Origin of the sequence: Buchnera aphidicola (Nurudea shiraii), assembly GCA_039829955.1 — a bacterium.
GTDB lineage: Bacteria > Pseudomonadota > Gammaproteobacteria > Enterobacterales > Enterobacteriaceae > Buchnera_B > Buchnera_B aphidicola_AY.
In genome coordinates, this window is sequence record CP140035.1 from 419,962 (window position 1) to 432,800 (window position 12,839).

10 protein-coding genes and 3 tRNA genes are annotated in these 12,839 nt (G+C 22.9%); 4 read left to right on the forward strand and 9 right to left on the reverse strand.

Annotation, left to right across the window (positions count from 1 at the left end; translation table 11 throughout):
• The first annotated feature begins 193 nt into the window (after positions 1-193).
• Complete coding sequence (locus tag U0T63_01865; GenBank protein ID XBC39087.1) at positions 194-919, forward strand: endonuclease; 726 nt, start codon at positions 194-196, stop codon at positions 917-919.
• Positions 920-1,039: 120 nt separating this feature from the next.
• Here the strand turns inward: U0T63_01865 and U0T63_01870 are convergent, their stop codons facing one another.
• The 6 genes from U0T63_01870 to U0T63_01895 form a co-directional block, all read right to left on the reverse strand.
• Positions 1,040-1,645 (reverse strand): 5-formyltetrahydrofolate cyclo-ligase, encoded by a 606-nt coding sequence (locus tag U0T63_01870; GenBank protein ID XBC39088.1) that lies wholly within the window; start codon positions 1,643-1,645, stop codon positions 1,040-1,042.
• Between the two features lie 37 nt (positions 1,646-1,682).
• Positions 1,683-1,970 carry a cell division protein ZapA gene (zapA, locus tag U0T63_01875; protein ID XBC39089.1) on the reverse strand — a complete coding sequence of 96 codons (288 nt, stop codon included), beginning with the start codon at positions 1,968-1,970 and terminating at the stop codon, positions 1,683-1,685.
• A 321-nt stretch (positions 1,971-2,291) separates the two neighbouring features.
• Positions 2,292-2,951 carry a ribose-5-phosphate isomerase RpiA gene (rpiA, locus tag U0T63_01880; protein ID XBC39090.1) on the reverse strand — a complete coding sequence of 220 codons (660 nt, stop codon included), beginning with the start codon at positions 2,949-2,951 and terminating at the stop codon, positions 2,292-2,294.
• Between the two features lie 159 nt (positions 2,952-3,110).
• Positions 3,111-3,181 (reverse strand) — tRNA-Gln (locus tag U0T63_01885).
• Positions 3,182-3,213: 32 nt separating this feature from the next.
• A tRNA-Leu gene (locus tag U0T63_01890) sits at positions 3,214-3,295 on the reverse strand.
• 32 nt (positions 3,296-3,327) lie between these two features.
• Positions 3,328-3,401: transfer RNA gene (locus U0T63_01895), tRNA-Met, on the reverse strand.
• Between the two features lie 193 nt (positions 3,402-3,594).
• On the opposite strand from U0T63_01895, the gene glnS reads away from it, so the two are divergent.
• The 3 genes from glnS (at position 3,595) to eno (ending at position 8,450) form a co-directional block, all read left to right on the forward strand.
• Positions 3,595-5,241 (forward strand): glutamine--tRNA ligase, encoded by a 1,647-nt coding sequence (gene glnS / locus U0T63_01900; GenBank protein XBC39091.1) that lies wholly within the window; start codon positions 3,595-3,597, stop codon positions 5,239-5,241.
• A gap of 241 nt (positions 5,242-5,482) precedes the next feature.
• A complete protein-coding gene (locus tag U0T63_01905; GenBank protein XBC39092.1) occupies positions 5,483-7,117 on the forward strand; it encodes a CTP synthase in 1,635 nt (544 codons plus the stop codon).
• Positions 7,118-7,175: 58 nt separating this feature from the next.
• On the forward strand, positions 7,176-8,450 hold the full coding sequence (eno, locus tag U0T63_01910) for a phosphopyruvate hydratase (GenBank protein XBC39093.1): 1,275 nt from the start codon (positions 7,176-7,178) through the stop codon (positions 8,448-8,450).
• Between the two features lie 134 nt (positions 8,451-8,584).
• On the opposite strand, the gene ispF is transcribed toward eno, so the two are convergent.
• The 3 genes from ispF to U0T63_01925 are packed head-to-tail and all read right to left on the reverse strand — an operon-like array spanning position 8,585 to position 10,096.
• On the reverse strand, positions 8,585-9,079 hold the full coding sequence (gene ispF / locus U0T63_01915) for a 2-C-methyl-D-erythritol 2,4-cyclodiphosphate synthase (protein XBC39094.1): 495 nt from the start codon (positions 9,077-9,079) through the stop codon (positions 8,585-8,587).
• Positions 9,080-9,099: 20 nt separating this feature from the next.
• Complete coding sequence (gene ispD / locus U0T63_01920) at positions 9,100-9,858, reverse strand: 2-C-methyl-D-erythritol 4-phosphate cytidylyltransferase (protein XBC39095.1); 759 nt, start codon at positions 9,856-9,858, stop codon at positions 9,100-9,102.
• Positions 9,827-10,096: a septum formation initiator family protein gene (locus U0T63_01925; protein ID XBC39096.1), complete on the reverse strand. Its 270-nt coding sequence runs from the start codon at positions 10,094-10,096 to the stop codon at positions 9,827-9,829. The genes ispD and U0T63_01925 overlap by 32 nt, the downstream gene beginning before the upstream one ends.
• Positions 10,097-12,839: the final 2,743 nt, after the last annotated feature.

Genomic DNA, 12,839 nt, shown 5'->3' on the forward strand with positions numbered 1-12,839 from the left:
TTAATAAAATATCATATATAAAATAACGCTTCTGATTTAAATTTTAAATTAAATTAATATTATTTTCATAACTAAAGTACATGTAATATTTGGTACTTAAATACTAATTTAAAAAACTGTTTTTTAACATATTAAAATATTTTTACTTTATTTAAAACCTTTCAAAAATCAATATAAAAATTAAGCTTATAAAATGTTTACTAAAACTCTATTCATTCTTATTTTCGTGTTATTTTCATTATCATTTAAAAAACACAAAACACATGAAAAAAATTATAATAATTTTTATAAAGCAAAAATATTAGCGCAAAAAATTAATTCTAACGCACCTAGCTCTTTTTATTGTAGATGTAAAATATTATGGACTAAGAAAAAAGGTATTCCTCAATTGCAATCATGCGGTTACAAAATTCGAAAAAATGCAAATAGAGCTAATCGAATAGAATGGGAACATGTTGTACCAGCATGGCAATTTGGACATTTAAAATCATGCTGGAAAATAGGAGGAAGAAAAAATTGCTCTAATAACAAAAACTATGAAAAAATAGAAACTGATCTCCATAACTTACAACCTGTAATAGGAGAAATAAACGCAGATCGTAGCAATTTTATGTATGGTCAATTAAAGAATACAGAAAAATATCAATATGGTTATTGCTCTATGAAAATCGATTTTAAAAACAAAATAGTTGAACCTCCTAATACATCTAAAGGAGCTATTGCTAGAACATATTTTTATATGAACGAAAAGTATAATTTAAATATTTCAAAACAACAAATTAAACTATTTAATTTGTGGGATAAAAAATATCCAGTTACTTCTTGGGAATGTAAAAGAGATGAATTAATATTCAATGTTCAAGGAAACCACAATCCTTATATATATCAAAATTGTATTAAAAAAAATAATCAAAAATAAAGAATTCTATTTATAATAAAACAAATAACACATTAAATATATAGTTATATATTATAAACTTATACTAAAAAACATACACCAATATATTTCATTATTGTTTTCTATAAAACCTTAAAAATGTTATTTCCATATCCAAAACTTGGTGGGAGTAAAAATAGCTGGAAGAAATGTTTCCCAGGGAGCAGGAATAATTTTATTTGCTAATTGAAAATCATAAGCTAATCCAATGGGAAGGAAATTTTTGCTTCTCCAATTATGTAAAATATTATCATAAAATCCTCCCCCCATTCCTAAACGATACCCTAATCTATCAAAAGCTACTAACGGGAAAAAAATGATATCCATATTACAGCAAGATAAATAATCTTCTGAATTAGATATTGGCTCTAAAATATTATACCTATTAGATACAAAACATGTATTAGGACAATATTTAGAAAACAACAATATTTTTTTATGATATGAATAAACTACAGGTAAAAAAATGTTATATTTTAACTTCCATAATTCTGAAACTAATATATTAGTATCGATTTCCCCATCAAATGGCAAAAAAATTGCGATATTTTTGCAAAAATAAAAAATTTTTGAACATAAAACTATATTAGAAATTTTATAAGAAAAAAAAATTTTTTCTCTTAATGTAAGTTTTTTTCTTAATCCTCTAAAATAAGTTCTCTGAATATTACGACTCAAAAAAACTTTTTGAAATGTCTTAGAAATCAATTATTATTATCCTAAATTTTGTAAAAACATAATTTATTTATTTTTTTTTAATTATTGATAGTTTCTTTAAATATAAAATAATTTTATTTAATCTAGAAATAATTTCTTTTATTTTTAACTTTTCATTTTTAAGTTCATAAGAAATATTTAGTGCTGTTATAAATATTAATTTTTCTGTATTAGAAATTCCAGTTTTTATTTTTAAATCATTTAAGCGTTTATTTAAATAATCAGCTGCATTTTCTAAATCTTTTTTTAGCTCAAAAGGACAAAGAACCTGGAAGGATTGACCAAACAATTTTACATCTATGTACTCAAACGACATTTTATACTTACCTATTATAAATCACCAAATATCACTATTAATAAAAATTAATTATTACGTATTACTAAAATTTCTATTATAAGCTTTTAAAAACAAGATATATAACATAAATGATACTGTTGATAAATTTATAATTTCTCGGTTTATTTTAAAATAAAAACATATATTTAATATATATTGGAACGTAAAATCTCTAATATGTTAAATATTTTAAAAATCTGTTTAATTATTTGTCAGTTTAATATAGCTATATTAAAATTCTTATAATATAAAAAATTCGAGAAAATGTTTTGTATTACGTTTAATTTTAAAGAAATAAAATTATTTTTTAATAACTGTTATTCCAGATGATTTACTAATTAAAGCAATATCTGCTGTTCGAGATGCAAATAATCCTACACTAACAACACCTGGAAAACAATTAATTTTTTTTTCTATTAAAATTGGATTTGATATTTTGAAATTGTATACATCTATTATTATATTTCCATTGTCTGTAGTAACATTCTTCCTAATTTTAGGTGTACCTCCTAACTTTTTTATTTTTTGGAATATATAAGAAGCAGACATTGGTATTATTTCTATAGGAAGCGGGAATTTTCCTAAAACTTTAACTAATTTTGTTTCATCAGCAATACAAATGAACGTTTTAGCTACAGAAGCAATAACTTTTTCTTGTGTTAATGCAGCTCCCCCTCCCTTAATCATTTGCAAATTAAAATTAATTTCGTCTGCGCTGTCAAAATAATGCGTTAACAACTTTACATCACCTAAATTACATACAGGAATTCCATATTTTTTTAAAAACGATGTAGAAAGACTAGAACTAGACACTACTCCACTAACTAAATTTTTAAACAAACTCAATTCTTTAATAAAATATGATATAGTAGATCCTGTTCCGATTCCAATTATAGAACCAGGACAAATATAATTTATGGCAGCAGATGCTGCAGATTTTTTTAATTTATTTAAATTCATCATCTAAAATCCATATTAAATTTGCTATATTAATTAACAAATATAACTTTTTTAAAATACGTTAATTATATATTTTATTTCAAATACAATATAATGTTTAATAAAATAAAAAATTTATTTTGAAATTTTAAAATTATATAATCAAAATTAATAAGGTTTCCGGGGTACCTGGATTCGAACCAGGGATGCCGGTATCAAAAACCGGTGCCTTACCTCTTGGCTATACCCCAAAAATAAAATATTCTACTTAATATCCTTTATATACGGAAGACGAGAATCGAACTCGTAAACCAAAAGGTGCCAGAACCTAAATCTGGTGCGTCTACCAATTTCGCCACTTCCGCAATTTTGCAAAAACAAAAAATTTAATAATAAATAGCTACGACAGGATTTGAACCTGTGACCTCAGCGTTATGAGTGCTGTGCTCTTTCCAACTGAGCTACGTAGCTATAAAATATTTTTATACTTTAAATTATGCTGTGTTATACTAATAATGTCAATAATGAATTTAAACAAATTATAATTTTTAAATTTGATTTCTATATACATTGAAAGCACAGCATACTTAAAGTTGATCTTATATAGACAATAATTTATATTTAAAATATTTTATTATTTATATAAATACGTATGGAGTATGGAATGAAACAAACAACACAAAACTTTATCCAAAAAATAATTCATCATGATTTAGTAAACAATAAAGTTAACAATATTAAAACAAGATTTCCTCCTGAACCAAACGGTTATTTACACATAGGACATGCAAAATCTATATTCTTAAATGTTTATTTATCCGAAAAATTTAAAGGAACATGTAATTTAAGATTCGACGATACCAACCCAAAAAAAGAAAATATTCACTTCATCAAGAGTATTATAAAAGATATAAAATGGTTGGAATATAAATTTGAGAAAAATATCTTTTATGCTTCTTCTTACTTTGAAGAAATGTATAAATTTGCAAAAGAACTAATTTTAAAAGGATTAGCCTATGTTGATCAATTAAATAAAGAAGAAATACGAAAATATAGAGGAACATTAAATTCTCCAGGAATCAATAGCCCATATCGAACACAAACTATTAAAGAAAACATTTCATTATTTAAAAAAATGAAAAACGGATATTTTTCAGAAGGATTTGCATGCCTAAGGGCTAAAATTGATATGAAGTCACCTTTTATTGTTATGAGAGATCCTGTTTTATATCGAATTTTATTTTTTGAACATCATCAAACTAAAAAAAAATGGTGTATATATCCTACATACGATTTTGCACATTGTATTTCTGATTCATTAGAAAAAATTACACATTCTTTATGTACATTAGAATTCCAAGATAATAGAAAATTATACGAATGGATTCTAAATAATATTAATATTTCTCATCGTTCTCATCAATACGAATTTTCTAGACTAAAATTAGCATACTCTGTTTTGTCCAAAAGAAAATTACAAATTTTAGTATCTAATAATATTGTAAATGGATGGGATGATCCTAGAATGCCTACAATTTCGGGACTAAAAAGAAGAGGATATACTCCTCGTTCTATAAAACACTTCTGCAAAAAAATTGGAATAACTAAACAAGAAAACATAATAGAATTGTCCTTTTTAGAATCCTGTATTAAAAAAGATTTAAATTTAAATGCTTTTCGCTATATGGCAATTATTAATCCAATAAAAATATATATTTGTAATTTTCCAAAAAACTACAAAAAAGTACTAATAATTCCTAATCATCCCAACATTTCAAAAATGGGAACTCATAAATCTATTTTTAGTAATGAAATATATATAGATCGATTAGATTTATGCGAGAATAATGATATGTCAAATAAAAAGCTAGCAATAGGAAGAGAAATTAGATTAAGACATGCATACACTATCAATGCACAAGAATTTATAAGAGATAACAATAACAACATAAAAAAAATTATTTGTACATATAATAAAAATACATTAGGTAAAAATCCTATTAACAAAAAAGTATCAGGAGTAATTCACTGGATTTCTACTAAAAATGCATTACCAGCACAATTTAATCTATATGAAAAGTTATTTTTATTAAAAGATCCTGAATCTAAAAAAGACTTTTTAAAATATATCAACAAAAATTCTCTAGTTGTAAAAAATGGTTTTGTAGAATCTGGAATATTGAAGAATATTTCTAGAAAACAATATCAATTTGAAAGAGAAGGATATTTTTGCATTGACAAAAAATATTATTTTACAAATATATTAACATTCAACAGAATAGTTCAACTAAAAAAAAATAAAAATATTTAATATTATATATTTTTAAAATTTTAAATTAAATCATTTAATAAAAATTTAAATTATTTTATAAATTATTGCTTTTCATATCAAAACTTTAAAATCTAATTCAAAAATACATATCTAAATCTATTTTAATTAATTTAATTTTTTATCGATAACAAAATCAAAAAATCGCAAGAATTTTAAAACTATATTATTTTATCCAACAGTTTTCTATTCGATATTTATTCTATTTTTATTTTGGTTAGATATGACAACACATTACGTTTTTATAACCGGGGGGGTAGTATCATCCCTAGGAAAAGGTATTACAACAGCTTCTTTAGCTGCAATTCTTGAAGCACGACATCTCAATGTCACGATTATAAAACTAGATCCATATATTAATATAGATCCAGGAACTATAAGCCCAATACAACATGGAGAAGTATTTGTTACTGAAGACGGTGCAGAAACAGATTTAGACTTAGGACATTATGAACGATTTATTCGGAACAAAATGACCCATAAAAACAATTTTACTACAGGAAGTATTTATGCAGAAGTATTACAAAAAGAAAGAAATGGAGACTATTTGGGATCCACTATTCAAGTAATTCCTCATATTACTAATGCTATTAAAAACAGAATTTTTTTATGCTCTGAAAACAAAGATATTATATTTGTTGAAATCGGAGGAACAGTAGGTGATATAGAATCTTTACCTTTTCTAGAAGCAATACGGCAAATAGCAATAGATGTAGGAAAAAAAAATACCATATATATTCATTTAACTCTTATTCCTTATATATCTGTAACAAAAGAAATTAAAACTAAACCTACTCAACATTCAGTTAAAGAACTACTATCAATTGGGATACAACCTGACATATTAATATGTCGTTCACAAAAAATAATTTCAACTTCGGAACAAAAAAAAATTGCTTTGTTTTGTAACGTATCAAAAAACGCAGTAATTTCTCTGTATGATGTAAAATCTATTTATGCTATTCCAAAATTATTAAATTCTCAAAAAGTAGACGATTTAATTTGCAATCATTTTAATCTTCAAACCCCTCAAGCTGACTTGTCAGAATGGGATCAAGTTATATATAACGAATATAGCTCTCAAAAAACAGTAACTATTGGAATTATCGGAAAATATGTAAAGCTTCCAGATGCTTATAAATCAGTTATAGAAGCGTTAAAACATGGCGGTTTAAAAAACAAAACTATTGTTGAAATAAAACTAATTAATTCCAAACACATTAAAAAATCCAACATAAAATCACTGAAATCGTTACATGGTATTTTAGTTCCAGGAGGATTTGGAAAAACAGGAATAAACGGAAAAATAATGTCTACGCAGTATGCTAGAGAGAAAAACGTTCCTTTTTTTGGAATCTGTTTAGGCATGCAAATTGCATTAATAGAATTTGCTAGAAATGTTATAGGTTGGAAAGAAGCTAATTCTACAGAGTTTTCACCTACATGTAAATATCCTGTAATTTCTTTAATACAAGAACAAGAAAAAACCCCGATTAAAAACTTAACTAAAAAAACCAAAAACAACTTAAAAGGATCAATGAGATTAGGAAATCAATTATGTTATTTAAAAAAAAATAGTTTATCTAGAAAATTATACAAAACCAATACTATATTAGAAAGACACAGACATCGATATGAAGTCAACAATAACTTTTTAGAAAAAATAGAAGAACACGGACTACATGTCACAGGAATATCTAAGAATAAAAAATTAGTAGAAATTATAGAATTGTCCAATCATATCTGGTTTCTTGCATGCCAGTTTCATCCAGAATTTACATCAACGCCAAGAGATGGACATCCTTTATTTTCTAATTTTATAAAAGCAGCAATAAAATTTAAAAGTTTAAAATATTAACCTATAATTCCTCATATATTTAAAATTCTTCAATATGTTATTTAAAAGAGAGCAAACTATGTCTAAAATTGAAAAAATCATTTCCAGAGAAATAATAGACTCTAGAGGATATCCAACAATTGAATCTGAGGTTCACTTAACAGGAGGATGTGTTGGACTAGCATCTATTCCTTCTGGATCTTCAACTGGTTCTAAAGAAGCCTTAGAACTACGAGACAATGACAAATCACGATTTTTTGGAAAAGGAGTGATTAAATCTGTTGAACTCATTAATAATATTATTTCTAAAAATTTGAAAAACAAAGATTCTACAAATCAAAAAGATATAGATGAAATTATGATCCAATTAGATGGAACAAAAAATAAATCTAAATTGGGATCCAATACTATTCTTGCAGTATCTTTAGCTACAGCTAGAGCTGCAGCATCATACAAAAATATACCTTTATATCAACATATTGCAGAATTAAATAATACACCAGGAAAATTTAGTATACCTGTTCCTATGATAAATATTATCAATGGAGGAAAACATGCTGATAATAATATAGATATACAAGAATTTATGATACAACCTATTTGTTCAAAAACCATAAAAGAAGCTATTCGAGCAGGATCAGAAATATTTTATACGTTAGGGACTATTTTAAGAAAAAAAAAATTGAGCACATCTGTTGGAGATGAAGGAGGATATGCTCCTAATCTAAATTCAAACGAATCAGCACTAAAAATAATAAAAGAAGCTATTGAATCATCTGGATATATTTTAGGAAAAGATATTACGTTTGCTATAGATTGTGCTGCTTCAGAATTATATGATAAAAATACGAAACAATATATATTAAAAGGAGAAAACAAAACTTTTACATCAAAAGAATTTACTCATTATTTAGAAACTCTTACTAATAAATATCCTATTACATCTATAGAAGATGGGCAAAATGAATCAGACTGGTCCGGATTTTTATATCAAACACAAAAGTTAGGAAAAACAATCAAAATAGTAGGAGACGATTTGTTTGCTACTAACGTTCATCTCTTAAAAAAAGGAATAGAAAAAGGTATTGCTAATTCTATATTAATTAAATTAAATCAAATTGGAACGCTAAGTGAAACTCTAGAAGTTATTAAAATGGCTAAAAACTCGAAATATACTACAATAATATCACATAGATCAGGAGAAACAGAAGATACATTTATATCTGATCTATCTGTAGGAACAAATTCAAATTATATTAAAACAGGTTCTATGAGTAGGTCTGAACGTACATCTAAATATAATCGATTAATAAGAATTGAAGAACATTTACATACAAACATAAATATCTTGTAAAATATTTACAAACACACAAACAACGTAAAATCAAATAGCAGGAATTAAAATGCAATCTAAATTTAGTTTACCTGCTATTTGTTTCATCTTAAATTTTATATGATCTTGAAAAATATATATTTTTTTTAATTATTCTATACTTTATCATTATTATTTTTTTTTAAATCTTCTAACATAACCACAACTTCACACGCTATTCCTTCTTTTCTTCCAATAAAACCTAATTTTTCAGTAGTAGTAAACTTAACACTTACGTCACTCATTAAACAAGTTAAGTCGATAGAAATATTTTTCCTCATAGCATCTCTATACAATATCATTCTAGGAGATTGCGCAATCACCGTTACATCTATATTAGATATAACGTACCCTATTCTCAAAATTATTTTCCAAACTTTTCTCAATAAAATCCGACTATTGATATTTTTATATTTTTTTTTATTGGGAAACATCAAACCAATATCACCATTAGCAGTAGCACCCATTAACGCATCAATAATAGTATGTGCAATAATATCACCATCAGAATGAGCAATCAAACCATGCATATAAGGAATAATTACTCCTCCAATAATTAATGGTTTTTCACTACCAAAAGCATGTACATCAAAACCATGTCCAATTCTCATAAATATATTCTCTTAAAACATTATTTCTTTAAATAATAACTAGCTAAGTCTATATCTTCTTGATAAGTTATTTTAATATTTTTACTACTTCCTCTCACCAGCTCCGGATAATATCCAAAATATTCCATAACTGATGCTTCATCAGTTACACTTATCTTTTTTTTTATTATTTTTTTTACACAAGATATTAATAACTCTAAAGGAAAACATTGAGGAGTTAACGCATTCCATAATTTATCACGATTAATTGTGTGCAAAACACTTAAGTTATTTATACTATACTTAATAGTGTTAATTACTGGAGTAGCTAATATTCCACCAAATGTACTATATTTAATTACATTCATAATTTTTTCTAAATCATGAAAATCCAAACATGGTCTGACTGCATCATGAATTACAACCCACTCTGAATCGTGAATAGCTAATAAACCCAACAACACAGAATTGATACGAGATCGTCCTCCTATAACAGAAAAGACTTTAGGATGCAATGCAATAGGTAATTTGTAAAAAAAATTATCTTTCTTATGTAAAACAATTATTATTTTTTTTATATTAAAGTTCATTAAAAAAATATTTACACTATGTTCAAGAATAGTACGTCCTTTTATTTTGATATATTGTTTAGGAATATTTGATAACATTCGACTTCCAATTCCAGCAGCAGGAATAACAGCTGCCACTTTAACACGTAACAAACTACTACTTTTTTCATAAAATAACATGTCAGCAATCTTATAAATATTAATCAATCTTGTTAAGATGATACTTATCATCCATTATAATTCTATAAAAAGTTTCATTATTTTTTATCATATCTAAATTACTTTGAACATATTCTTCTTCTAATTCACTATGTGTACTACAATGTTTTATTTCTAATAATAATTTCGCATTTCGTCTACTAAGACGAAGAATATCTGACTTTTTTTTTAATATTTTTTCATGCAATATTATATAATTATATAAACCACTATCTCCTAAAAAAAAATTTGCTTGTACAAAAAATAACAAGATCAATAATCCTGATTTTATTAACATTACATATATACTCTAAAAAATTACTAATTAAAATATCATTAAAGTATTAAAATAATAAACTATCCTATAAAATGAAATTTTACACTGCATATTTACAATATATAATAATTAAAAAACTTAAAACCTAGAAAATATTATGATATTTTCTAAAAGTTACTACTTATAAAAAGTTCTATATATATTTAAATGTAATAAATCATTAAATTTTAAAAATTACATTTTATATGTTTATAAATGGGAACGTTAATACTAAACAAAAACTATCATTTTATTCAAACGTCAAAATTCAAATATAATATACATTGACAAATTTTTAAAATTTTCAAAATATGTTTCTAATACATTTTTTTACTATTTAAAACAACATTTTGATAAAAATTTTAAAGTTCAATAAAATATATAATAATTTTCTTTAAAAAATTTTAAAAAATTTAATTTAATATTAAGTATATAGTAAATATAAATATCATCTTTATTATAAAATTTAATACACCTTCAATAAATGCATATTTTATCTTTATAAAAAACTACAAATAACACATATAAAATACATATAATGTTTATGTTATGTTAGAGAAATGCTAAAATAAATTATATTTTAAATACTAAATTAAAATTAAAAAATTTATATATCATATTATACATTATTATTATTTTAAAAATAAAATGTTAAATTAGATTAGAATATTCATAAACATGATGTAAAATACAAAATTTTACATGATGAATTTTTATAGTAAAATATTTAAATTTTATTCATCTTATTAAAACTTTAATTATATTTATTTATTCGAATACTTTAATTTATAAAATTAAAATTATAGGAAGGTTAAAAGAATTTTTATAAAATTAAACTATGTACTTTACTTATTTAATAACTTTCTAAAATTTATCTGTATGTAAAATTAATTTAAAAAATTGTATTAATCTAGGAATAATTAAAATTATAATTTAAAAATATGAATCTAAATTTTAAAATACACAAAAATTAATTTAATATATTCTATTATACTAAGATATACTGAACGTTTCTAATATTTTGTCGTAATATCAATTGTTTTTAATTCTGAATCGTTTTAAAATAATCTTATTAAATGTTTTATTAAAAATTTTAAATTCTGAAATATACTTCACGGATAAAAATTATCTATTTAATTCCATGACAATAAGAAATAAAATACAAATTACATAAATTGTTATTTTTTTATAATATTAGAACTCATAATCAAAAATTATTTCAATAAACCTACTTAATTTAAAATAAAAGAAATTTTCAAATTATTTAAATAACAAAATTTTTTTATTTTAAAATATTTTATATTTATTGTATAAGATTAAAGTAACTTAATATATAAGCGCTTTTCAAAAAGACTACTACAGTCTAAATTATATAATATTAACTATTGCGTATAATTTTAAAATGTTATTTAAACATATTTTCCATTAATTTATATTATAATAACTTAATATTTTGTTATATTTTATTTAATAATGCAATATTTATATTTCTCTCTTTTTTATCTCAAAAAATTTTAAATAATTGAACTTATCACCTTATCATTCTCTATTTATATAATTTAATGTTATAATTATTGTCATAACATTATTTTAAACACCATCAAAAGAAAATCATATATAAAATTTATTAATAATTTTAAATCAAATTATTAAATTAAACTTCTAACATTCTTTAAAAATTTAACAATCATATTATTATTTTAAACTTTAGAAAACTCGCATGGGTTCGAAATGCTAAAAGCATATACTTTGAAAAACAAAAAAAAGAAATGCAAAATAGTTCTTCTTAAATCTTTTAGTGTTTTCAAAATGTCTACAAAAAACAACTCTTTTTAAAGATTTTAATTTAATATATTTATTTCTTACTACATAAATATCTCTGATGAAATAATTTAGTTAATTTAGTAATTTTACTTTTTTATCGAAAAAATCAAATTTTAACTAAAATATATTGTTTTATATCAATTTTTTAAAAACTTCTAATGTTTTTTTGAGTATTAAAATTTATAAAAGTACAATTTTGTAAATTCAATATTTATTAATCCTAAAAAATCAAAGACATCATATTAATTTAATATATTTTGATAAAGAACTTAATACTCAAACGAATAAATAAAGAATTTTTATTTTAATATTTAATAAATATTTAAAATCAAATTAATTATTTAACTATTCTTATGTATTTTAAACTAAATTTATACAAAAATTTATTTCTAATATGCTTGTTTCTACAATTTCAAAAAATTTTCAAATACTTTAAATAATTAATAGATTCTTTAAAATCTATTTTTTAACTTAAAATATACTTCTATTTTATAATATTATAAATTGTAGAATTCTCTAAAATATAAGCTTTAAACATAACATTCACATTTTCTACTGTTATAATCAACAAATCTTAATAAATCATTATCATTTTAACAAATATTTACATACTACTATTTTTATAATCATCTCTCTTAATACTATACAATTAATTTAACCTATATAGATAAACTTTGACATCTATCTTTTAAAATATTATTATGAATTTTTTCTAAGTCTATCGATTCTATAAAAGAATTGCTGAACGTACTAGTTAACACATTTTCTATAAAAATTTTGCATTAGAAATATTTATTTATCAAAAATCAGTTTTTAATAAGTTAAAATACGTTTAATATTATTGTAGAAAATTAATAAAGTTATTCACCTTATA